This is a genomic window from Roseibium sp. AWQ4_290 (assembly GCF_056160985.1).
The window spans coordinates 113,991-136,926 of the sequence record NZ_JBSWYG010000013.1; the positions used below are offsets into that span (position 1 = coordinate 113,991).

Below are 22,936 nucleotides of genomic sequence, written 5' to 3' on the forward strand. Positions count from 1 at the left end.
CGCCTTTCAGCCGCCCAACTGGCCCTTTGTGGTCGGAACCCGGTCCGCCTGGCGCGGATCGATTTCAATGGCCTTGCGCAAGGTGCGGGCCACCGCCTTGAAACAGGTTTCCGCAATATGGTGGCAATTGGACCCGTAAAGCGTGGCGATATGAAGTGTGATGCCCGCATTCATGGCAAAGGCGCGGAAAAACTCCTCAAAGAGTTCCGTATCGAAATCGCCGACCTTGTCCCGGTCAAAGGCCACATCCCAGACCAGAAACGGGCGGCCGGACACATCCAGCGCGCAGCGGGTCAATGCTTCATCCATGGCAAGATGGGTGTCGGCATAGCGGGTGATGCCCGCCATCCCGCCCAGCGCCTTTGAGACCGCCTGACCCAGCGCAATGCCGGTGTCTTCCACCGTATGATGGAAATCAATATGGGTGTCGCCCTCGGCGCGGATCTTCATGTCGATCAGGGAATGGCGCGCGAGCTGCTCCAGCATGTGATCGAAAAACCCGACGCCTGTCTGGACGTCATAGGCCCCGGTTCCATCGAGATTGATCTCGAGGGAGATACGGGTCTCCTTGGTGTCGCGCGATACACTCGCTGTGCGCATGGGATGCTGTCCTTGCTGAAACTTGCGGAACGGCGGTGTTGTAGCAGCCTGAACCTGCTAATGAAATAGCAACATAAAGCACCGGGTGAGAACAGCGCTCCAAACGGGGCTGAATTTGCCTGACCCCGGGGCCAGGCGTATCATGGCCGGTGGCCACAATGGCAAGGGAGGCAGGGCAGATGTATCGTCAAGCAGTTGCACAAGGGGGACTGGCGGTGGTGACCGGAGCCGCGAGCGGGGTCGGATTGGCCGCCGCAACCCGGTTTGCCGAAGCAGGGCTCGGCGTGATCCTTGCGGATCTGCCCGGCGACGCGCTGGAGAGCGCAGCGAAGACGGTTCGCGAGGCCGCCAGGACAGACGTCCCCGTTCTGGCCGTTGCAGCCGATGTCTCCGACACGGACCAGGTCAACGCCCTTGCCGAACGCGCCTTTGAGACCGGTCCGGTTGCGGTGCTGATGAACAATGCAGGCATCGGACAAGCCTCCACCTGCCTGGACGGGTTTGACGCCTGGGCCCGCCTGATGGATGTCAATTTCTTCGGGGTCCTGCGCGGCGTTCAGGCCTTTGCCCCGCGCATGCGCGCCGCCGGGCGCCCCTCCGTCATCATCAACACCGGTTCGAAACAGGGCATCACCACCCCGCCCGGCAATCCGGGCTATAATGTCTCCAAGGCCGCCGTGAAAGTGCTCAGCGAACAGCTGGCCCATGAATTGCGCGAGGCCGGTGCCCCCATCTCCGTGCATCTGTTTGTGCCCGGCTTCACCTATACCGGCATGACCGCCGCGCATTTTGCCGAAAAACCCGCCGCCGCCTGGACCAGTGAGCAGACCGTCGACTATTTTATCGGCCGGATGGCGGAGGGAGATTTCTATATCCTGTGCCCGGACAATGATGTCGACAGCACCCGGGACCGGCGCCGGGCGGAATGGGCCATCGGCGACATCATTGAAAACCGGCCCGCCCTGTCCCGCTGGCATCCGGACCACAAGGACGCCTTTGCGGTCTTTGAAAAAACCGGGGCCTCCTGATCCGGCCTGCTCTGGCCACGACGCAGGCAGGATGATATGCAAAGGGCGCCTTCCGAACATCCTGACAAGGAGCCTGCTCCCTCATGCCGACCAGCCCGTTTGCCCCGAAAACCGCGCGGGACCGCCTCATGCTGCCTGTCGATGTTCCGACCCTGAAGGAGGCCGAGCAGCTTGTCCGCCAGACGGAGGGCAAGGTGGGCGTCTACAAGATCGGCATGGAACTGCAATTTGCAGGCGGACTGGAATTTGCCCGGGATCTGGCCGCCGACGGCAAGAAGATCTTTCTGGACGTCAAACTGCACGATATCGACAACACGATTGCCAAGGCCGTCCGGAACGTGGCCAGGATGGGCATGACCTTCATGACCCTGCACGGCTATCCGAAAACCATGCGGGCCGCCGTCCGGGGGCTGGCGGAAGAGGGCAATCCCGGCCTGTGCCTTTTAGGCGTCACGGTGCTGACCTCCATGGATGAAGATGACCTCGCGGCCGCAGGCTATCGCGGCCCGCTGGCCGATCTGGTCGAGGCGAGGGCCCGGGATGCCCGCGCCGCCGGCATGGGCGGCATCGTCTGTGCCGCGACGGAAGCCACCAGGATGCGCACGGTCCTGGGGGAGGATCTGGTCATCGTCACGCCCGGCATCCGCCCTTCAGGCAGCGCGGCAGACGACCAGCGCCGGGTCATGACCCCGGAAAAGGCCATCCGCGCCGGCAGCGACTATCTGGTGGTCGGCCGCCCGATCAGCCAGGCGGCAGACCCGGGTGCAGCGGCGGATGCTGTGGTGGCGGAAATCGAAGCGGCACTGGCATAAGGCGCATAGCGTCTGCGGCGCGTTTGTTTCCCGTTCAGATCTTTTTTGAGCCTGCCGGTTTTTCGGCGTATTTTGGGTGGTTTCCGCTAGCGGGCAGGATCGTCTCTCAAGTCTTGGAATTTCTGCCTTGCGGAAGATGTTTCCTTCGAGCCCTTCCTTCGGTGCCAGCTTCCGGCTAGGTCTGTGGCTCTCAGCCCTTAGGAGAAGTCCAACGAAGTAGTCGATACTGCGTCGCAGCTTCTCCAGAGCGGACATTGACCTACCAATTCATACGCATTGTGGCACTATCGGAGCGAATGCCGAGGGTTCTTCATGCAGCTATTAATCGTCTTCCTTGTTTTTCTCGCGACTTCGTTGGCCTCGGTTTTCTTGTTGTCAAAGCGCTCGGATCGATTTTGGGAGGTTACAGAGTACATACTTTTGTCAGTTGCATTGGTCGGTATTGCTGCAGCGGTTGCCGACATAACTGCATCCCGGAAGCAACAGGCGATTTCTGACGCTGCAGCTGCTTCCCTGTCCGCCAAGTCCAGTCTCAACTATCGCACGGAATGGGTGATGAATTCCTGCGGGGTTTGGTGGGATGACGTTTTGAACCAAACCAATGATACGCCGCCAGCGTGTTTTCGAACTCATCCAACGATAGTCGGCACAACCTGCGAGTCTTCGTGTCGCGCAGCTCACTTTGTCGGCCAACATAGAATGCAAACGTATTCTCCGACCGAAGAGCATGAGGCTGCCTCAGGTCTATATATGAACATCTGCTACGATGGTGCGGAAGATATTGGCATGTGCTCCAACTTGGCTTCCTATCTCGAACTGGCTGCCAAGCATGCCGAACTGAGCAACTCAAAAACTCTCTACGACTACTTTTTTGGCGGCCAAGCGTCCTTTTGGATCCAAGTTTTGTTTGCCCTGACACTTGGGATTCAAGCAGGAAAGATCAGAAGAGACACAACGAGCAGAAAAGCTTGATTTGGAACGGCCCCAACCTGCCGTACGGGCGAAATAGTTCTGGTGACCGCTCTCGGCCCGTAGCTGCCTTTCATCACGTTATCGAAATGCTACGATGCTCCCTGTTATAGCTGCCGTTCGCAGCGAGTGGGAAATCTATGTTTCTACAGCGCCAAGTCAGTGGGATTTGAGAACTCGTTTGCGATATGGCACTCAACTTTGGTGACTGTTCATGCTTGCGCTGTCGCCATGAAGGATCATCTGGACCATATATAGCGTTCCGTTTAACATACCCCCTGACAATTTTTAGTGGTGTTGCTGTGGCTAAACCTCTTTCACGGTCAGCCGTAAGAATTTACGGCGCTCTTTCCGCTCTAGGCGATGGTTCGTCGGATGTTTTGACAAGGCTTTTGCCTTTCTTCGAACCCGTGCTTAGCGAATGTAACGGGAAACGATTTGATCCTGAGGAATTTGCGTCCTCTGTGCGGGCTGCATACAAATGGAACTTCAACACTGATGTAGTCGAAGTTTTTGTTCCAAGGTTAGAAGAAGCCGGTTGGCTAACTGCCTCGGAGCCCCAAGGGCAATCTCAATCCTATGTAGTTTCAATACCAGAAGAAATTCCAGAAACTGAAAGCGAGAAGACAGCAAGCGAACATCTCAGAGAAATTGCCGAACGCTTTCGTAGTTTTGCAAAGGAGCTTTCTCCACTTACGGCAATACCGCTCGAAGTCGAAGAATATGAAGACATGCTCATCGAGTGGCTCATCTACGTCGAAGCCTACAGTGAGGATAGTATTGATTTTAGACAGTCTGTTAGGACTGACGGTTCCGGTACGTTGCGGCAAATCGTGGAGGTGCCAAACACAACATCCCTGGATGACGAGCAAAAGTTTCTTTGTGCAAGGTTCGTTCAACATGAAATTGAGCAAGGTGGTACGGCTGCAGAAACGTTGGCGGGTATCGCATCAATCGGTTTGCTAACAGAGGTTGTACAAGACTTTGTGCGGCCGTCCGATGCCGTCGATGAAACTGACCTTGTTGTCTATTTGGACGCGCCGATCGCAATGGAGATGTTGGGGGTCTCCGGTCGAGCAGCCCGGGAAAACACTGTTCCAGTAATCCAAGAACTTCAACGCATTGGTGGGAAAACAAGGATTTTTTCGCAGAGTCTGGATGAAATGGGTGCTGCTTTAAAGGCTGTGCTTCAGAACCCACGACCTACAGGACCTACTGCGCAAGCACTCGCTCGGGGTGAAGTTCTCAGGGATTTCGTTGCGCAAGTAGCTGCAAATCCGGCACCGTTTCTAGAAGAACAAGGTGTTGTAGTGGTCTATAGAACACTTGAACAGACTCCTTCTGAACATCGGCATTTCACAGCGGAGCAGCGGGAAGAGATTTTTGCGGCGCAAAATTTTCAACAAAACATGAATGCTCGCGCTCATGACGCTGACATCACAACCTTCGTAATGCGCCAGCGTCTCGGAAGGTTCGATAGCGACATATTCCGCTCTCGATTTGTTGTGATGACGCGAAACGGTCTATTGGCACAGGTTGTGCGCCGAGTTTGTCTAGATATGGGGCTTGTTGGACGAACTCAAGTACCGCCCGTTGTCCATCGCCGGGTCTTGGCGGCGGCAATGTGGCTGAGAACGGGCCTCGGCGCAAGTGAACTGGAAATACCAAAGCGGATGCTTCTAGCAAATTGCGAACGTGTGCTTGCGGTCCGAGGAGGAGTTGTAGAAGCGGTCAAGAGGCTTACTGACGCTCTACATGACGAAGAAAAGGTGCGTCAGTTGGACATACTTATTCAGCAAGACAGAAGCACACAGATGCTGATGGATAAGACACTTGGGGCCGCGAGCGTAGTTACGGAGCAAAACCTGTCTGTTCTGTTGACGGAGATGCTGCATCCGCATCTTGAGGAAGAACGCGAAAAAGCACAACAGGCAGTCCTAGAAGAGAAACAGCGTGGAGGCGAAAAGGCGAAAAAGCTTCGCGGCCAATTAGAAATAGCTCAAAGCGAAGCAAAGTCGGTGGAAGAGAAACTGCGGAAGAGTCTTGCAGAAGATCGCGCCGCCGTAGTCGCTCTCGCAAAGGATGTTGCTAAGGACCTTGTCTCCAAAAACAATTGGCGGCGAATATTAGCCTCATTACTTGCCTTAGCTTCATGTGTGCCTGTGGCATTATCCCAAACGCCTCTTAGTATTGGAATTGCAGTGGCGGTGACCGGTCCGTTGGCTTACCTAACGATAACTGGAAGCGGTTTGATTGGAGTAACGACTGAGCCCAAGAAAGCACTTGCAGCGCTAAGGAGCGAAGCCAGACGGCGCATGTTGGATGCAAAAGTCAATCGCTTTTCGGTCACATGGAAGGGAGACCGTTTTGGTGTGGAAGAGGTTGCTGATGCGTCCGCCGAGGATCTACTGACTAATGTTGACGACAATCTTCATAATTGACGAAAGTGATTGTTTTGGCTGGGACATTGCAAATGTCCGCTTTCGCGTTGCCCACAGGTTCTTGCCGCACGGCAGCGAATTCACACTCCCCGCCCGATTGAGACCTTTGGCACTTTAAAGTGAATGTCTCGAATCTCCGCTTAGCGGACCTTTGCCGTATCAGGTGAACGAGTGATTGTTAGCGGCAAATTCCGCGCCGGCAAAATCAAGGACTTGCAAGACGACACTCTGTGGAGCCTCAACTGGGACACTGCGAGGGGCGGATTGTGCCGTGTGCTGGACACGGCCGTCAGGCTGCCCGGTCATCCCCATTGGCGGCAGAGCGCAGGACCATGCCGTAAAGATCGCGCGGGTCGTCCGGGTCTGCCAGAAGGTCCAGCTTTTCAAAATGGCCCGTTTGCGGCAGAAGATCGCGGATGTAGCGCAGGGCCGCAAAATCCTCGATGGCAAAGCCGACACTGTCGAAGAGGGTGATCTGGTCCCTGGAGCTGCGGCCCGGGGCCTTGCCCGCATAGACCTGCCACAGCTCTGTCACCGGATGATCCGGGGCAAGCTGCTGCAACTCGCCTTCAATGCGCGTCTGCTCGGGAAATTCAACAAAAAGGGCGGACCGCAGCAGAATGTCCCGGTGCAGTTCCGTCTTGCCGGGGCAATCCCCGCCGACTGCGTTGATATGAACCCCGGCGCCGACCATGTTGTCGCTCAAGATGGTGGCGCATTTTTTGTCGGCGGTCACCGTGGTGATCACCTCCGCACCTTCAATGGCATCTTCCGGGGTCTTGCAGATGGTGAGGTTCAGGCCGGACCGGGCCAGATTGCGCGACAGGCGCAGGCTCGCCTCCGGGTCAATGTCATAGGCCCGGATCTCGGTGATCCCCAGAACCTCCTTGAAGGCCAGGCACTGGAAGTCGGACTGGGCGCCATTGCCGATGATGGCCATGGTCTTCGCGCCCTTCGGCGCCAGGTATTTTGCCGCCAGAGCCGATGTCGCCGCCGTGCGCAGGGCCGTCAGAATGGTCATTTCGGTAAAAAGCACCGGATAGCCGGTGGCAAGCTCCGACAGGACCCCGAACCCGGTCACGGTCTGGCGCCCGTCGCGGGTGTTTTGCGGGTGGCCATTCACATATTTGAAGCCGAAGGTTTCCCCGTCATCGGTCGGCATCAGCTCGATCACCCCCTGGGGCGCATGGGCGGGAATGCGCGGCTTCTTGTCGAACCGCTCCCAGCGCAGGAAATCCTGCTCGATATAACCGGCAAGGCCGACCAGCATCTTTTCAATGCCCACCGTGCGGATGGTGCGCATCATGTTGTCGACGCTGACAAAGGGCACATAGGCCAGATCCGAGGGCTCTGCGTTAAACCGGGCAATCGTCATGTGCCTTCCTCCTTTAGAAACTGTGTGTGGGGCGGTCGAACACCCGGCGGCCGAACAGGCTGCCGGTGAGATCCACCATCAGCCGGGCGGTCTTGCCGCGCTCATCGAGAAACGGATTGAGTTCGACCAGATCCAGCGACGTGACCAGCGCGCTGTCATGGAGCATTTCCATGACCAGATGGGCCTCGCGGAAACTGGCGCCGCCTGGCACCGTGGTGCCCACGGCCGGGGCAATTTCGGGATCGAGAAAATCCACATCCAGACTGACATGAAGCAGGCCGCCGGCCGCCGCCACCCGGGCAAGGAACGGCGCGAGCAGGGCGGCAATGCCGCTTTCGTCAATCCGGCGCATGTCGCTGACGCCAACCCCGTGGCCCAGCAGCAAGTCCCGTTCGGCCGCATCAATGGACCGGACCCCGAATATCTCCACATTCTGCGGCGCGACCGGTGTTTCCAGCCGGGCGCCAAGCACGGTTTCAAACCCGGGCAGACCGCAGGCAAAGGCGAGGGGAGTGCCGTGCAGATTGCCGCTGCCGGTGCTGTCAAATGTGTGAAAATCCGAATGGGCGTCCAGCCAGAGCACGAAGAGCGGGCGGCCCAGACTTGCGGCCGCCCGGGCGTGGCCGGACACTGTTCCGGCGGCCATGGCGTGATCGCCGCCCAGATAGATTGGAAAGACCGGCCGTGTGCCCAGCTCTGCCGCCTTGGCATGGAGCGTGCGGGCCCAGCCCGCATAGGCCTTGAAATTCTTCAGGCCCGGCCTTGGCGCTTCAAGGCTGCCCACATCGGCCGGCCGCAGATTGCCGAGATCCTCAACCCTGTGGCCAAGGGCCTCAAGCTGGGTGGCAAGGCCCGCCGTGCGGACCGCATCGGGGCCCATCAGGCAGCCTTTCTGGCCTGCCCCTTCATCCACCGGCGCCCCGACCAGCACGATCTGTTGTGTCTGTGGTGCCATTGCCTGCTCCGCCCGCTGTCACCTGTTTCAAGCGTGCCGGACCGGCGCGGCGGAGTAAATCCGGCCACTTGATCAAATGTGCAGCTCTTTTTATCATTTTGATATGTTGAATTTGGCAAAATGAGACAATGGACGATCTGGACCTGCGATTAATCGCGCTTCTGCGCCATGACGGGCGGCGGTCCGTTTCCGATTTGGCAACTGACCTCTCCGTCTCCCGCGCCACCGTGCGTGCGCGCATGGAAAAGCTGAGCGAGACTGGCGAGATTCTCGGCTTTACCGCCGTCTTACGGGACGATTGGCGGGACCTGCCTATCCGGGCCATCACGCTGGTGGTGGTGGCCGGGCACAACACGGACCCGGTCATCCGCGCCTTGAGCGCCATGACCGAGGTGCGCGCCATCCATTCCACCAATGGCAAGTGGGATCTTGTTCTGGAGATTGCGACCCGCGACCTGACCGCTTTTGACGATGCGCTGAACCGCCTGCGGCTGATTGACGGCATCACCGGATCGGAAACCAATCTTCTGCTTACGACCCGCAAGGGCCCGGCGGTGGTTCCCAACGCTTGAGGGCAGGGACCTTTGCCTCGCAAAACGGGTCGCCTGGTCCGCCGAGAGCGCCTAGACTTGGCCAACACGAACACAAGGTGGCCCAAATGACAAAGGCACTGGATCTAATACCAACCTCACTAGATAGAAACCCATCTGATGGCGCTGGTCCGGATTGGCCGGCAAGGCGCGTTGCGCAGGACGGCCTTTTTGGCCGTTCAAGCGGCGCAACGCAGTCCGGCGGGCCGGAGCAGGCCACCGAGGCCGTGTTTGAGGTTGGTATTAGCCGTCTCACCAGCCCGCCGGAACCGGTTGCTGTTGGCACGGAGGCCGCGGAAAACTACGACATTGTCCGGAAAACCCTGCAGCGGATCACCGGCGACTGGCGGGCGCAGCCTTCCTTGGAGGAACTGGCGCGGGACGCCGGATTGCAGCCCATCCAGCTGCAGCGGGTCTTTGCCCGCTGGGCCGGGCTGACGCCGAAACAGTTTCTGCAGGCCATCACGCTGGATCATGCCAAGGCCCTGCTGCGCGACACCGCCAGCGTTCTGGACACCTCCTATGAGGTGGGGCTGTCCGGGTCCTCACGCCTGCATGATCTCTTCCTCACCCATGAAGCGATGACACCGGGGGACTACCGCGCCCGGGGCAAGGGGCTCAGGATTGCCTATGGGTTTCACCCGTCTCCCTTTGGCCAGGTGCTGATCATGGCAACAGACAAGGGGCTCGCCGGTCTCGGCTTTGCCGATCCGGGGGAAGAAGACCAGGCGCTGGCCGATATGTGTGGCCGCTGGCCTGCGGCCGGGTTTGAAGAGGACCCTGCGGCAACCGCCGCCTATGCAAGCCGGGTGTTTGACCCGGGCCAATGGCGGCAGGACCAGCCCTTGAACATTGTCATGATCGGCACGGATTTTGAGATCCGGGTCTGGCGGACCTTGCTGAAGATCCCCATGGGTCAAGCGGCAACCTACTCTCAGGTCGCCGCCTCGCTTGGCAACCCGAAAGCCTCCCGGGCCGTAGGCTCGGCGGTGGGCCGCAACCCGATCTCCTTCGTCGTGCCCTGCCACCGGGTGCTGGCCAAGGGCGGCACCCTCGGCGGCTACCACTGGGGTCTCACCCGCAAACGCGCCATCCTCGGCTGGGAAACCGGTCTCACCGGTCCGGTGCTGGAGAGCCTTTAGAGGCTCTGGCGCAACGCTGCCAGGAAAACAGACGCTCATCCGGAAACGGCTATGCCGTTTACCCCCATCCCTAACCCTTCCGCCCGCAGCCAGGTTTCGCGCACCCGGCGGCGGGTTTCATGGGACGGTTCTGAAGGAATGTCCCCATCGATTTTAATGACCCGTCTTCTGGAAAAAAATTGCAAAGTCAACGACCTAGGGGCCGAAAGCCGCTTGGCTGCGGACATGAAGACCTTCAGGCTCACCCGTTGCCAGACCGGATCAATGCACCGGCCCTTCGGGCATGGGAAAGTCGCCGGTAATGTCCCAGCCGAAGGAAGCCAGCCGCTCGGCGGCCATGGGGGTCAGATCGCCCGTAATCAGGAAATCGACCCCGGTCGGCGGAAAGGGCAGCCCCCCCATGCCTTCATGGAGAGATGAAAAGGTTTGGGCGGCGGTTTCCGTCCAGGCCACCAGATCCAGCGGCAGTACAATGGCGGCCAGGCCATCCCGGCGCAGGGCCACCGGAATGCCATTGACCTCCCGGATCTGGGACAGGCCGGCAATCGTGCGGTGATAGGTTTCCAGAAGCACCACCCGGCGCAGCTGGAAATAGGCCAGATCCCGGCTTTGGGCCTCCGCCGCCTTGGAGGCGATCAGATCCAGATCCTGGACGTTGGTCATGGCCTGAAGCTGATAGGCAATCGCCGCTTTTTCCGAGGCCGTATAGTTGGGATTGGCCGCAAGCCGGGCAATGGTCGCCTCCGAAACTCCGGCCGCACGGAAGGCTGCCGCCGTGCGCTCCTTGAGTTCCGCAGGTGTGCTGTCGACGATCACGGTTCTGAAATTATCCGCCTGTCGGGCGGCAGAGACAATCATGCCCCCGGGCAAAAGCGCAGTGATGGCACTGACCGTCCAGTTTCCGGCCGTTGTCACGCTGGCGGTTTCGTTCAGCTTGTCCGACAGGGGTTTATAGAAGGTGTAAGGATCGACACCGAGATCAAAGGCCAGCTCCCGTTCGGCCCGGGCCTGACCAGTGATCGATTTGGCCAGCTGCGCCGGAGAGCCCGCTTTGCCGGAGACCGCCTCTTCCACGCCCTTGGTCAGACGGCCAAACATGCGCCCAACTCCGGAGACGGTGCTTTTCGCCGTGCCGACCGGATCGGTCACCGTGCTTTCCACGAATTCCACAGGCTTCATGGCCGCCTGCTTGAGCCCATCGACGAAGCTGGCGTCATTTTTAAGGCTTTCCAGAGCGATCAGAACCTTGAGTTCGGACAGCCTGAGCTTCAAAAGACCATCGCCTTCCACCTGCTGGACGCCCTGGTCGGTCTGAAGCTGGTAGATGCGCAAGAACCCATCGCTGCGCACCGGTGAAAGCACCGCATAGCCGGGGCCGTTTTCCTTGCCTTCCAACACGACTGCCGGGTCCTGTTCCGGCGGCGTTTCATATTGTTCTGACAGGGAAAAGGCCGGTGCGGCGGAGAAGACCAAAGCGGCCTGAAAGGCGGTTGCGGTCAGAAAAACGGTGCATTTGCTACGCATCAACTGGGCTCCTGAGACTGGTCCCGGCGGCAGCGTCAGTCCGGCGGCGTTCCGTTCCGGGCCAGGGCTTCGCCGGCAAGATAAAGCGAGCCGCAAATCAGAATTCTGGGCGGCTCCCCATCCTTGAGCGCACAAGCTGCCACATCTGCCAGCGCCGCGTCCAGTGAGGGAAAGGGGGTTGCTTCCAGGCCTGCGCAGCGGGCGAGATCAGCCAGCTCTTCCGGCGTTCTCGCGGTCGCCGTGGATGAGATCGGTACCGTGCCCACATGGCGCACGAGACCGTCAAACGGGCGGAAAAAACCAACCGGGTCCTTGGTGGTCAGCATGCCGGACACCAGATAGAGCGGACGCGGCGAGCGCTCCTCCTGCTCGCCCATGAACCGGGCAATCGACACCCCCGCCCCCGGATTGTGACCGCCGTCAATCCAGATTTCAGCCCCTTTCGGGCACATCTCCACCAGCGGCCCTTGAATGACGGGATGGAGCCGCCCGGGCCAGTTGACCGCTTTCAGGCCTTTGGCAATCACGTCGTCCTCCGGCAGCAGGCCGACGGTTTTCAGGGCTGCCAGAGCCAGACCCGCATTGGCAAACTGGTGATTGCCGCCAAGGCTGGGGGCCGGAAGGTCGATCAGGCCGTCCTCATCCTGAAACACCATCCGGCCGAGATCGGGCAGGGCCACAAAATCCTGACCAAATGTGGTCATGGGCGCCCGGCAGCGCGCCGCCTGGCGCTCAATCGCCGCAAGAGCCTCGTCAGCCTGCTCGGCCGACAGCACCGGCACACCCTGCTTGATGATGCCAGCCTTTTCCGCCGCAATCGCCGCCAGATCATCGCCCAGGAATTTTTCATGATCCATGGACACCGGCGTGATCACCGCCGCCAGCGGCCGGTCAATGACATTGGTCGCATCCAGGCGCCCGCCAAGCCCCACTTCCAGAAGCAGGATATCCGCCGGATGCTCGGCGAAGATCAGGAAGGCGGCTGCCGTGGTGATTTCAAAGAAGGTGATCTCCGCACCCGCATTGGCTTCCTCGCAGCGCTGGAGCGCGTCGAACAGAACCGGGTCCGTGACGAACCGCCCATCCGTGCCCAGACGGATGCGCTCGTTGAAGGACACCAGATGCGGAGATGTATAGACGTGGCAGCGCTTTCCGGAGGCTTCCAGCACCGCGCGCAAGGTGGCCGTGACCGAGCCCTTGCCATTGGTTCCGGCAATGTGGAGGACTGGCGGCAGCTTCCTTTCCGGATTGCCGAGTGCGCCAAGCAATCGGTGCATCCGGCCAAGGGACAGGTCGATTTCCTTGGGATGCAGCGCAAGCAGCCTGTCCAGGATTTTCGTGACTTGATCCAAAGCGCCCTCCGAAGGGTCCTTTGTCCTGTAAGTTTAAACGTGCCTGCGGCGGGCACCGCCATCAACTCTGATGGCTGCCCGTTCCTCCCTCTATCGCCTTAGGGGATGACCGCCTGCTTGACAAGCCGCTCTGCCGGATTTCTCCCGCTTATGCCGCAAATAGGACAGTCGGCAGACTGGTGCAGAGGCCGTGCGGCCTGCTCAGCTGACCGGGTCCGCGTCCTTTTTGCCTTCTGCCTCGGCGGCGCCATCCCCGCCGGATCCGTCCGATGCCTCGGCTTCTTCTGCCGGTTGCGGTTTCGGCGCTTCCAGCTTCGGCAGTTCCACGTCCCGTTTCAGCAGAATTCCACAGATCCGGGCGATGGTTTCCTTCATCTCCTGACGCGGCACAACCATGTCGACCATGCCATGCTCAAGCAGATATTCTGCGGTCTGGAAATCTTCCGGCAGCTTTTCACGGACGGTCTGCTCGATCACCCGGCGCCCGGCAAAACCGATCTGCGCGCCCGGTTCGGCAATATGCACGTCGCCAAGCATGGCATAGGACGCTGACACGCCGCCGGTGGTCGGATTGGTCAGGACAACGATATAGGGCAGGCCCGCCTCGCGCAGCATCTGCACACCGACTGTGGTGCGCGGCATCTGCATCAACGAGAGGATGCCTTCCTGCATGCGCGCGCCGCCGGAAGAGGTGAACATGACAAAGGGGGTCTTGTCTTCAACCGCCTTCAGCATGCCTGCCAGAATGGCTTCCCCGGCGGCCATACCGAGCGATCCGGCAATGAAGTCGAAATTCTGCACGCCAATAGTCATGTCCATGCCATTGACCTTGCCTTTGGCGACGATGACCGCTTCCTCTTCACCGGATTTTGCCCGGGCTTCGCGCAGCCGGTCCGTATACCGCTTGGAATCACGGAATTTGTGCGGGTCGGCCTGAACGCCCGGGGTCTCGATATCGGTATAGGACCCGTTGTCGAAAAAGGCTTCCACGCGTTTGCGCGCCGGAATGCGCATATGATAGCCGGAATTCGGGATCACCCAGAGATTGGCTTCCAGATCCCGGTGAAACACCATTTCCCCGGTTTCAGGGTCCTTGATCCAGAGGTTCTCAGGAACCTCGCGCTTTTTCCAAAGGTCGCGGATCTTGGGGCGTACGATAGAGTTGATCCAGTTCACGTCTAACGTGTCCGTCTTTTCGAGTTATGACCAGGGTGAGGGCTCTCAATCCGGCCCGGTGTTCCTTCGCGGAAACAAATAGGTGTCCGCTGCAAATCCTTTAATTCAAACCGTCCGGGTCAGCCCGTCCGGGCCCGTGCACAGCCTGCGGCCAGATCTGCCACAACGCCGCTCACCGCTTTCACGGTCTTGTCCGTCGCCCGGCCTGCCTCGTCCAGGCTGTCCTTGATGGCATTAACCAGAACCGATCCGACAACCACGCCGTCCGCATCCTTGCCGATCTCGGCGGCCTGTTCGGCGGTCTTCACACCAAATCCGACCGCCACCGGCAGATCCGTATGGCTCTTGATGCGGGTGACCGCTTCTGCGACCCGGCCGGTATCGGCGATCTTGGCACCAGTAATGCCGGTTACGGAGACGTAATAGACGAAACCGGACGTGTTGGCCAGAACCGCCGGCAGACGCTTGTCATCGGTGGTCGGAGTGGCCAGGCGGATGAAATTGAGACCGGCTTCGAGGGCGGGCAGGCAGAGCTCGTCGTCAGCTTCGGCCGGAATGTCGACAATGATGAACCCGTCAACGCCCGCATCCCGGGCAATCTCCACGAACTGCTTTGGATCGCGCACATAGATCGGATTGTAATAGCCCATCAAAATGACCGGGGTGTCCTGATCCTGGTCGCGGAACCGGCGCACCATTTCCAGCGTCTTGTCCATGGTCTGGCCTGCGGCCAGAGCCCGCTGGTTGGCGAGCTGGATCGGAATGCCTTCGGCCATCGGATCGGAAAACGGCATGCCGAGCTCGATCACATCAGCCCCGGCTGCGGGAAGCGCGTTCAAAACCGCCTGGGAGGTCTCAAGGTCGGGATCCCCCGCCGTGACGAAGGTCACCAGAGCCGGCCGGCCAGCCTCGGCACAAGCCTTGAAGCGGCGGTCGATACGCGTTTCCGTCATTCAGTATCACCCTTGCCGCAGTGAAGGCGGCCCTTGCGTTTCCAGTTCAAACCCTGTGCGATGTAGGGGAGCGGGCCAGCTTATGTCAATCAAGAACCTCCAAAAGCCCTCCTTTTGCCAAGGACGTGCCGTGCCTTGGACGCATACCAGTCTTATCAGACAGACACCCGTCTTACCGGTTTGGAGGTTTATCGGCACGGTCAGACCCCGGCAAAAGGGCAATGCAATGACGGACTAGCAGACCTGCAAAAATATAGGCTGGAAAAGCGCACAAGGTGCGTCTATGTTAGCTCCCACACACACAAGGAGCTGTAAATGGCCCATTCACTTTTTGAACCTACGCCCCCTCCGCTGCATGAGCAGATCTGGCGGCGGGTGCAAGACATCAAGACCAGCATGTCCCAGCAGGTCGCCGGCAATCGCCCCATCGATCACACCGAACCTGCCCTGCTGCAACAAGCCAGACAGCTGGATGCGCGCGGGCGCTACCAGTTGCTTCAGGCCGTTTTGACGGCCAAACCAATCGCACCCCGCAATCCGGAAAGGCGTTAGAGCCTTCCAGCAAGCACACGCCACGTTCTCATGACTGCGGATCGTTTTGTCTTTTGCGGTGTCCTCTTTGTTATCGGGAAGCGAGAGGCAACTCAGGTGAAACGCGGCCTGCCTTAAAGTGGATACCGGTCTGGCCGGTGCATCAAAAAAGCCGCGTGCCAAGAGCATGCGGCTTTTTCAAGCAAACTGCTGAAACCAACAGGGTTTCTACATGTCAAAGCCCAGCATTTCGCCAACGGCAAACACGTCCTTGTCGCCACGGCCGCACAGGTTCATGACCAGGATCTGATCCTTGTCCATCTGCGGAGCCAGCTTGACCACATGAGCAAGGGCGTGGGCTGGTTCGAGCGCCGGGATAATGCCTTCAACACGGGTCAGCAGCTGGAACGCGTCCAGCGCTTCACTGTCCATCACCGGCACATACTCCACCCGGCCGATCTCCTTGAGCCAGGAATGCTCCGGCCCGATGCCGGGATAGTCGAGGCCGGCGGAAATCGAATGGCCTTCGAAAATCTGGCCATCATCATCCTGAAGCAGATAGGTGCGGTTGCCGTGAAGCACGCCCGGCTTTCCAGCCGTCAGCGAGGCGCAATGTTCTTCACCCACAAGCCCGCGGCCACCAGCTTCTACACCATAGATCTTGACGTCCTTGTCATCCAGGAACGGGTGGAACAGGCCTATGGCATTGGACCCCCCGCCCACAGCAGCCACCAGAGCATCCGGCAGGCGGCCTTCGGCTTCCAGCATCTGCTCACGCAATTCCTTGCCGATCACAGATTGAAAATCGCGAACCATTTCAGGATAGGGATGGGGACCAGCGGCTGTGCCGATCAGGTAATAGGTGTCCTCCACATTGGTCACCCAGTCCCGCAGTGCCTCGTTCATGGCATCCTTCAAGGTGCCCGCCCCGGCTGTTACCGGCACGATTTCGGCGCCCAGCAGCTTCATGCGGAACACATTCGGCTTTTGCCGTTCCACATCGGTCGCGCCCATATAGACAACGCAGGGCAGGCCGAAACGGGCGCAGACGGTGGCCGTTGCCACCCCGTGCTGCCCGGCGCCGGTCTCCGCAATGATGCGGGTCTTGCCCATGCGCTTGGCCAGAAGGATCTGGCCGAGACAGTTGTTGATCTTGTGGGACCCCGTGTGGTTCAGCTCGTCCCGCTTGAAGTAGATCTTCGCACCGCCCAGCTCTTCCGTCAGGCGTTCGGCGAAATAGAGCGGCGAGGGACGGCCGGTATAATGCGTGTTCAACGTCTCGATCTCGGCCTGAAAGGCCGGATCGTGCTTGGCGTCCTTATAATGCTGTTCCAGGTCGAGGATCAGCGGCATCAGGGTTTCGGCCACATAACGGCCGCCGAAAATGCCAAAATGGCCACGGTCGTCCGGTCCGGTCCGGATACTGTTCGCCATATCGTTCACGCGTTTACTCCTTCACCCGGTCCCGCCGGAAATCAGGCGCTTTTGGCAGCTGCCACAAAAGCGCGAATTCGCTCTGCGTCCTTGACGCCCTTGTCCCGCTCCACGCCCGAGGAGACATCGACGGCCCGGGCGCCGCTCTGGCGGATTGCCTCGCCAACATTGTCCGGGTCGAGCCCGCCGGATAGCAGGAACGGTTTTTTCAAATTCAAGGTTTTAAGAAGTGTCCAATCATAGCACACGCCGTTGCCCCCCGGAAGCTCCGACCCTTTGGGCGGTTTGGCATCAAACAGCAGCCAGTCCGCCACAATGGAATAATATTCGGCCCGTTCCAGATCTTCCTGCTCGCCGACGGAGAGCGCCTTGATGACCTTCTTGCCATGCATGACCTTGGCGGCCGCCAGCGCTTCCGGGGCTTCCTCTCCATGGAACTGGAAACTGTCCGGATCGACAAGCTCGCGGATGCGCGACAGGCCGTCAGGATCCATGTTGACCGTCACCGCCACGATCTCCGCCTTGCCGCGCGCCATATCGGCCAGCTTGCAGGCCTGGGTCAGCGACACATGCCGGGGGCTCTTGGGAAAGAACATCAGCCCGACCATGTCCGCGCCGGCCTCGAGTGCGGCTTCCATGGTCTCCTCGGTCGACAGACCGCAGATCTTGACGTGAATATCAGACATGGGATCGAGGTATCGCCGCTGGGAAGCGGTTTGTCAAAAGGCGATTTGCCGCCTGATCCAGCAAATTTCCCTTATGCCACTTTAAAGCGTGGTTCCACAGGTCACATGCCGATCTCTTGCCGCCCATCCCCGCGAGGGCGTTCGCCGGTTTCAAAGCCTGCGGCCAGCACAGCGCAAGGGACTTTAAACGAGGCTTTGAGGCTGAAGGCTGCTGCCCTGCCTACGGTTCGAACCCTATGCGAAGCGGATCTGGTTCCGGCCTGCTTCTTTTGCCGCATACATTCTGGCATCGGCCAGGGCGAAAACGGCATCCGGGTCACCATTGACCTCACGCATCATGGCAACTCCGATGGACACCGTCATGCCAATCCTGACCCCCCCGGAGACAAGCGGGTTATCTTCAACCGTGTTCTTGATGGCTTCCGCCACCTGAAGCGCTTCGGCATGGTCGTCCCGGTCCAGAAGGATAGCGAATTCCTCACCGCCAAACCGGCAGACCGTATCGGCTTCCCCCATCTCAGAGCGGATCAAAGACGCCACATGATAGAGGGCCTGATCGCCGACCTGGTGGCCAAACGTGTCGTTCAGCTTCTTGAAATTGTCGAGATCGACTATCAGAAGCGCCATGTCCCGGCCCCCCGAGACATACTGTTCAGCGCTGCGGGTCAGGACATTGCCAAAATAGCGCCGGTTATGGGCGTTGGTCAGTGGATCGAAGACGGCCGCATCATACATTTCCTCCAAGAATGCGATTTCCGTGGAGGACAGCCAGGAAAAGCGCAAGGTCAAATCACCGCCAAGCCGAATGATATCACCATGCTTGATATAGCAGCGCTGAACCCGGCTTTCATTCACAAAGACCCCGTTGCGGGACCGGAGATCGACAATCTGCACGCCGTTCATCGACAGGTCGAACAGGGCATGGCGCCGGCTGACATCCTTTTCCTGTACCCTGATCTCGCAGCGTGATGCGCGGCCGATCACCGTATGCGGCCGGTCAAGAACAAAGGACTGCCCGGCATCCTGCCCGTTGACAAAAACAATACCTGGGCGCCGGCTGAGGTCCGGTGACCGGTTCCCCTCTTCGTCGTCAGCGACCAATGTCTGGTCGCCATCAATAGTAATGTCATCTGCTATCATGAAGCCTGCTATCTCGCTTGTCCCTGACACCGCGTCCGGGGAGCCGCTTCCCTGGGCCGAACTCGAATCCCTCTTCGTCAGCAACAAAACGCCCCCTGTCTCAACTTTCCCAAGCTTCCCGCTTCGCCTCGACAATTATGACATTGTAACTTACCAAATCCTATAAAGAACCGTCATTTCCAGATATTAGTAGTAAATAATAAGTCTGATAGGCTAGACGCCCCGCAATGGGATTACGAAATTTTAACCCTGATCTAGTTTCTTTTCATTTGGAATGGTTGATATTTATGACATGTTTTGATAGTCATAAGTTGATAGAATCACCAATATAGATCAGGAGTTGAGAATGTCGTCTACTTCAGATGAAAACCCCGTATACAAACAAGATATCCTGATTGTTTTTGGGGAGGATTATTATCACATTCCGGCGGCTACTTGGAAATCAATGGAAAAATATAAGGTGAGCGAAAATGATCGCGTTAAACACCTTGTTGTAAATGGTGCTGCAGCTGCGAGCATTCCTGAAGTCCCAGGCGAAACAGACCTTACCATCATGCCGCCCGCCACATGCTTTCTGCTGAATCTCGACGTCATGAAAGGCGGCTACTAAGTTTCCATCATGACGCTCTCCTCCCACCAGGATGAGCTTGACGGCCCTGGCCGGGATCCTTCCCAAGGACCCCGGCTTTTTGATCTAGGCTCACAGGACACCGGCAAAGTCCATACGCGGGGCACCCACCGGCTGATTGCCCCGGAAGAGACCGTTGAGAAAATCCGGCCGCACCTTAAACGCTTTGGCATCACCCGGGTTGCCAATATAACCGGGCTGGACACGATCGGGCTTCCGGTGATCGCGGTTTACCGGCCCAATTCTAGATCTCTTTCCGTATCGCAGGGCAAGGGGCTGGACCTGGCCGCCGCAAAGGCGTCCGGCTTGATGGAGTCAATTGAAGGCTATCATGCCGAACATGTGAAACTGCCCTTGCGTCTTGCCCATCTCAACGAAATGCGCGACGTCGGGCCGGTCGCCGATGTCGCCAGGTTGCCGCAGGTTTCCAGTACCCGGTTCGATCCCCAGCGGCCCGTCTTGTGGTGCGAGGGGGAAGATCTCCTCTCCGGTGAGCGCATCTGGGTGCCCTATGAGATGGTGCACACGAACTATTCCTTTCCCCTGCCCCAGGCGAGCGGCGCGCTGCAGATGAATTCCAACGGGCTCGCCAGCGGCAATCACCCACTGGAAGCGGCCAGCCATGCGATCTGCGAACTGGTCGAGCGGGACGCGATCACGCTGTGGATGGTCAGTGGCGGCTCCGGCAATCCGGCACGGGGCATCGATCTGACCACGATTGATGACGATCTTTGCCGCAATGCGCTTGCCTTGCTTGAGGACGCCCAGCAGCATGTCGGTGTCTGGTCGATTGCCAGCGACATCGGATTGCCCGTGTTTTATTGTCTCATAGCCGACAAGACCCCCAATCATCTGGGGGCCGTCTATTCCAGCATCGGCAGCGGCTGCCATGCGTCGAAAGAAATTGCCCTGCTGCGCGCCCTGACCGAGGCGGCGCAAACCCGCCTGACCTATATTGCCGGGGCCCGGGACGATGCGCACCGGGATTTCTTCAAGGCCGCCCGCAATCCCGAGCTTGTGCGCCGCCATCAGAACCACATCCTGCAGCTGGCCGAAACACCGTGCCAAAGCTTCCAGGATGTGGAAACATTCCAGACGACCAGTCTGGCCAGCGACGTGGAGCTGCAGGTCAGCCTTTTGAAAAAGGCCGGGATAGACCAAGCCGTCGCGGTCAATCTCGGCGGACTGGTGCCGGGCATTGAGGTTGTGCGCATGGTGGTGCCCGGTCTGGAAGGCATTCATGAAGCGCCCGGTGCCATGCCCGGCGCGCGGGCACGGGCGGAACTGCAACGGATCAAGGCGGCAGCACAGGCATGAAACCGGTCATTTTTCTAGGCCCGACCTTGCCGGTGGCAACAGCCGCCAAAGAGCTGGCGGCGCAGTATCTGCCGCCGGTCTCTCAAGGGGATCTCTACCGTGCCGTTGAAAACGGTGCCCGGATCATTGGCATCATTGACGGGCATTTCGAGCAGGTGCCTGCGGTCTGGCACAAGGAAATCCTTTATGCCATGAGCCAGGGTGTGCATGTGTTCGGCGCGGCCAGCATGGGCGCCCTGCGGGCTGCTGAACTCGCTGATTTCGGTATGACCGGGATCGGAACCTGTTTTGAGTGGTTCCGTGATGAGCTGCTGGAGGATGACGACGAAGTTGCCATCGTCCATGGCCCAGCGGATGTGGGGTATCCGGTGCTGTCCGAAGCAATGGTCAATATCAGGGCCACACTGGACCGAGCCGTTCAGGACACGGTCATCCCGGCTGAGCTGAAGAACGGGCTGATCCAGGCGATGAAAGCCCTGCATTTCTCCAAAAGGTCTTACCGGGCCGTGGTGGCCGCCGCCCAGCACCTTGCCGATGCGGACACGGTAAACCGCCTGCGTGACTGGCTCTCCACCGGTGCCGTTGATCTCAAACGGCAGGATGCACTGGACCTGCTCAAAGAGGTGGCTGCCTTTGCGGTGGGAGACGTCCGGCCGAAAACGGTTACCTATGCCTTTGAACACACGGACACCTGGGAGCGGATGATCCGCCAGGCGAACCCACCCGCTGGGGAGGAGCTTGCACCAGAACATCTGCTTGAAGAACTCCGGCTCAATCCGCCCGTTTTCGAACAGATTTCAAAATTGGCCATGGCCCGGGCCTTGGCCCTGCGCGCCAGCCGCCGGGGCGGGTCTTCGGACACAGGCCGGTCCTTTGACGCGGTGCTGAACACCTATTTCCTGAAGCGAAATCTGGCCGCCCCAGACGCCATTCAGGCCTGGATGGCGGCGCAGGAACTCGACACGGACGGCCTGACCGCCTTCATGAAACGCGAGCACGCAAGTGAAAGCGTGCGCTTGGAAACACAAAATGAAATCGAAGCTGCCCTTCCCGACGTGCTGCGGGACCTTGGCCAATATGGTGCCATTGCGGCACGGGCCCGCCAGAAGGCCCGCTGGCTCAAGGATACGGGCCGCGAGGCCGCAGATCCGGCCTCAACAGGCTTGAGCGATCAGGAACTGGTGGCCTGGTTCTTCAAGAAGCGCCTCCAGATGGACGCCCCGGCCCATCTCGACAGCCTGCTCAGAGGACTTGGTCTCGGCAGCCGTCAGGCATTTTTGCAAACGCTTGCCCGGGAATATCATTTCGTGATGTCAGCAGCTCAATCTTGAGCCGCTGACATTCCGAGCATGCACCGCGTTCATCGCAGCTTGCTTTTGTCCTCAGGACTTTGACAGGTCTGCAGCGAGCTGCTCCAGAAAACCGCTCAACGGGCGCGGCGCAAAGTCCAGGATCTCCCGGGCATCGCTGTCGTCGATCACGCAGCCGTCTTCCGAACAGACAAGCATGAGCCCGGCAAAGGTGCTCAGGAGCGGGTCACCGGACGCAGCCATATCTTCAAGCGCTGCGCGCGGTGTGTCTTCGCGCTCCAGAGACCGCCCGGCCAGATGTTCGCACCGCGCGATGATATCGGACTGGCTGACGGCCTCATCGCCGCCGATCTGCAGGATCTTGTTGTAAGCCGCCGGCCGGTCAACGGATGCGCAGACCGCATCACGCACGTCTTCCAGAGCGATCCAGGAAATCGCGCCCGCGCCGCCGCCACAGGTTTTCAAGGCACCGGTTTCCGGATTGACACCCAGCGGGGCCGTCAACCAGCCTTCGCGGAAATGCGGCGGTTGCAGAACCGTGTGGGCCAGGCTGGACGCTTCAAGCCGGGCTTCCACCGCACGCTTGGCCGTCTGCAGTGGAAAATCACCGGCAAACGGTGGGAAGGACAGGTAGATGAACTGAGTGGCGTCGGCCTGTTCCGCCGCCTCAATCAGGTCCAGCTGCCCCTGGCGGTCGACCGTTTCAAAACTGTCGCTTTCCTTGCGCATCCCAACGGACGTTGCCGTGGAAATGACCGCCTTGACGCCTTTGCAGGCCGCCGCCAGCGATCCCTTGTCAGTGAGGTCTCCCAGCACGGTCTCCACACCGAGCTTGGACAAAGCCGCAACCGTCTCCGGATTGCTGTCCGGCCGGACCAAGGCCCGCACCGGTTTTCCGGATGCGGCAAGTTTCTTGCAAATCTCCCAGCCCAACACTCCGGTTGCGCCAACTACCAGGATCATTCCAGTTTCT

General features: G+C 59.4%; 21 protein-coding genes. 10 read left to right on the forward strand and 11 right to left on the reverse strand.

Translation table 11 applies throughout. The annotated features are described in order from the left end of the window. Positions 1 to 6: 6 nt before the first annotated feature. Positions 7 to 600, reverse strand: a complete 594-nt coding sequence (gene hisB, locus ACXAH0_RS14630; RefSeq protein ID WP_475192385.1) for an imidazoleglycerol-phosphate dehydratase HisB — start codon at positions 598 to 600, stop codon at positions 7 to 9. A 179-nt stretch (positions 601 to 779) separates the two neighbouring features. On the opposite strand from hisB, the gene ACXAH0_RS14635 reads away from it, so the two are divergent. The 4 genes from ACXAH0_RS14635 to ACXAH0_RS14650 all read left to right on the forward strand — a co-directional run bounded on the left by ACXAH0_RS14635 (position 780) and on the right by ACXAH0_RS14650 (position 5,850). Continuing rightward, positions 780 to 1,628, forward strand: coding sequence for an SDR family NAD(P)-dependent oxidoreductase (locus ACXAH0_RS14635; protein ID WP_475192387.1), 849 nt, complete (start codon positions 780 to 782; stop codon positions 1,626 to 1,628). Positions 1,629 to 1,711: 83 nt separating this feature from the next. Continuing rightward, on the forward strand, positions 1,712 to 2,440 hold the full coding sequence (gene pyrF, locus ACXAH0_RS14640) for an orotidine-5'-phosphate decarboxylase (RefSeq protein ID WP_475192389.1): 729 nt from the start codon (positions 1,712 to 1,714) through the stop codon (positions 2,438 to 2,440). A gap of 312 nt (positions 2,441 to 2,752) precedes the next feature. After that, positions 2,753 to 3,412 carry a hypothetical protein gene (locus ACXAH0_RS14645; RefSeq protein WP_475192391.1) on the forward strand — a complete coding sequence of 220 codons (660 nt, stop codon included), beginning with the start codon at positions 2,753 to 2,755 and terminating at the stop codon, positions 3,410 to 3,412. A 299-nt stretch (positions 3,413 to 3,711) separates the two neighbouring features. Then, positions 3,712 to 5,850: a hypothetical protein gene (locus ACXAH0_RS14650; RefSeq protein WP_475192393.1), complete on the forward strand. Its 2,139-nt coding sequence runs from the start codon at positions 3,712 to 3,714 to the stop codon at positions 5,848 to 5,850. 289 nt (positions 5,851 to 6,139) lie between these two features. Here ACXAH0_RS14650 and ACXAH0_RS14655 read toward each other — a convergent pair whose 3' ends face one another. Both ACXAH0_RS14655 and rocF read right to left on the reverse strand, forming a co-directional pair. Next, entirely contained in the window at positions 6,140 to 7,225 is a 1,086-nt protein-coding gene (locus ACXAH0_RS14655; RefSeq protein WP_475192395.1) for an ornithine cyclodeaminase, read from the reverse strand. Positions 7,226 to 7,238: 13 nt separating this feature from the next. After that, the gene (rocF, locus tag ACXAH0_RS14660; RefSeq protein WP_475192397.1) at positions 7,239 to 8,180 is read right to left on the reverse strand and encodes an arginase; all 942 of its coding nucleotides are present in this window, start codon (positions 8,178 to 8,180) and stop codon (positions 7,239 to 7,241) included. A 128-nt stretch (positions 8,181 to 8,308) separates the two neighbouring features. On the opposite strand from rocF, the gene ACXAH0_RS14665 reads away from it, so the two are divergent. Together ACXAH0_RS14665 and ACXAH0_RS14670 are read left to right on the forward strand one after the other, a co-directional pair. After that, a complete protein-coding gene (locus ACXAH0_RS14665) occupies positions 8,309 to 8,752 on the forward strand; it encodes an Lrp/AsnC family transcriptional regulator (RefSeq protein ID WP_475187013.1) in 444 nt (147 codons plus the stop codon). Between the two features lie 260 nt (positions 8,753 to 9,012). Further along, entirely contained in the window at positions 9,013 to 9,912 is a 900-nt protein-coding gene (locus tag ACXAH0_RS14670; RefSeq protein ID WP_475186172.1) for a methylated-DNA--[protein]-cysteine S-methyltransferase, read from the forward strand. Between the two features lie 261 nt (positions 9,913 to 10,173). Here the strand turns inward: ACXAH0_RS14670 and ACXAH0_RS14675 are convergent, their stop codons facing one another. The 4 genes from ACXAH0_RS14675 to trpA form a co-directional block, all read right to left on the reverse strand. After that, positions 10,174 to 11,436 carry a hypothetical protein gene (locus ACXAH0_RS14675; RefSeq protein WP_475192399.1) on the reverse strand — a complete coding sequence of 421 codons (1,263 nt, stop codon included), beginning with the start codon at positions 11,434 to 11,436 and terminating at the stop codon, positions 10,174 to 10,176. A 35-nt stretch (positions 11,437 to 11,471) separates the two neighbouring features. Next, entirely contained in the window at positions 11,472 to 12,788 is a 1,317-nt protein-coding gene (locus tag ACXAH0_RS14680; protein ID WP_475192401.1) for a bifunctional folylpolyglutamate synthase/dihydrofolate synthase, read from the reverse strand. Between the two features lie 201 nt (positions 12,789 to 12,989). After that, positions 12,990 to 13,964, reverse strand: a complete 975-nt coding sequence (gene accD, locus ACXAH0_RS14685; protein WP_475186122.1) for an acetyl-CoA carboxylase, carboxyltransferase subunit beta — start codon at positions 13,962 to 13,964, stop codon at positions 12,990 to 12,992. Between the two features lie 119 nt (positions 13,965 to 14,083). Further along, the gene (gene trpA, locus ACXAH0_RS14690) at positions 14,084 to 14,917 is read right to left on the reverse strand and encodes a tryptophan synthase subunit alpha (RefSeq protein ID WP_475186125.1); all 834 of its coding nucleotides are present in this window, start codon (positions 14,915 to 14,917) and stop codon (positions 14,084 to 14,086) included. A gap of 315 nt (positions 14,918 to 15,232) precedes the next feature. Here trpA and ACXAH0_RS14695 point away from each other — a divergent pair, with 315 nt between their 5' ends. Continuing rightward, complete coding sequence (locus ACXAH0_RS14695) at positions 15,233 to 15,469, forward strand: hypothetical protein (protein ID WP_475186127.1); 237 nt, start codon at positions 15,233 to 15,235, stop codon at positions 15,467 to 15,469. Between the two features lie 207 nt (positions 15,470 to 15,676). Here ACXAH0_RS14695 and trpB read toward each other — a convergent pair whose 3' ends face one another. The 3 genes from trpB to ACXAH0_RS14710 all read right to left on the reverse strand — a co-directional run bounded on the left by trpB (position 15,677) and on the right by ACXAH0_RS14710 (position 18,708). Next, positions 15,677 to 16,882 carry a tryptophan synthase subunit beta gene (trpB, locus tag ACXAH0_RS14700; protein WP_475186173.1) on the reverse strand — a complete coding sequence of 402 codons (1,206 nt, stop codon included), beginning with the start codon at positions 16,880 to 16,882 and terminating at the stop codon, positions 15,677 to 15,679. 41 nt (positions 16,883 to 16,923) lie between these two features. Further along, positions 16,924 to 17,568: a phosphoribosylanthranilate isomerase gene (locus tag ACXAH0_RS14705; RefSeq protein ID WP_475186130.1), complete on the reverse strand. Its 645-nt coding sequence runs from the start codon at positions 17,566 to 17,568 to the stop codon at positions 16,924 to 16,926. Between the two features lie 234 nt (positions 17,569 to 17,802). Beyond that, the gene (locus ACXAH0_RS14710) at positions 17,803 to 18,708 is read right to left on the reverse strand and encodes a GGDEF domain-containing protein (RefSeq protein WP_475186134.1); all 906 of its coding nucleotides are present in this window, start codon (positions 18,706 to 18,708) and stop codon (positions 17,803 to 17,805) included. 346 nt (positions 18,709 to 19,054) lie between these two features. Between ACXAH0_RS14710 and ACXAH0_RS14715 the strand changes: the two genes are divergently transcribed. The 3 genes from ACXAH0_RS14715 to ACXAH0_RS14725 are packed head-to-tail and all read left to right on the forward strand — an operon-like array spanning position 19,055 to position 21,984. Further along, positions 19,055 to 19,318, forward strand: coding sequence for a hypothetical protein (locus ACXAH0_RS14715; protein WP_475192405.1), 264 nt, complete (start codon positions 19,055 to 19,057; stop codon positions 19,316 to 19,318). 9 nt (positions 19,319 to 19,327) lie between these two features. Continuing rightward, positions 19,328 to 20,653 (forward strand): YcaO-like family protein, encoded by a 1,326-nt coding sequence (locus tag ACXAH0_RS14720; RefSeq protein WP_475192407.1) that lies wholly within the window; start codon positions 19,328 to 19,330, stop codon positions 20,651 to 20,653. Continuing rightward, positions 20,650 to 21,984: a TfuA-like protein gene (locus tag ACXAH0_RS14725; RefSeq protein WP_475192409.1), complete on the forward strand. Its 1,335-nt coding sequence runs from the start codon at positions 20,650 to 20,652 to the stop codon at positions 21,982 to 21,984. The genes ACXAH0_RS14720 and ACXAH0_RS14725 overlap by 4 nt, the downstream gene beginning before the upstream one ends. A gap of 51 nt (positions 21,985 to 22,035) precedes the next feature. Here ACXAH0_RS14725 and ACXAH0_RS14730 read toward each other — a convergent pair whose 3' ends face one another. Continuing rightward, a complete protein-coding gene (locus ACXAH0_RS14730; RefSeq protein ID WP_475192411.1) occupies positions 22,036 to 22,926 on the reverse strand; it encodes an SDR family oxidoreductase in 891 nt (296 codons plus the stop codon). Positions 22,927 to 22,936: the final 10 nt, after the last annotated feature.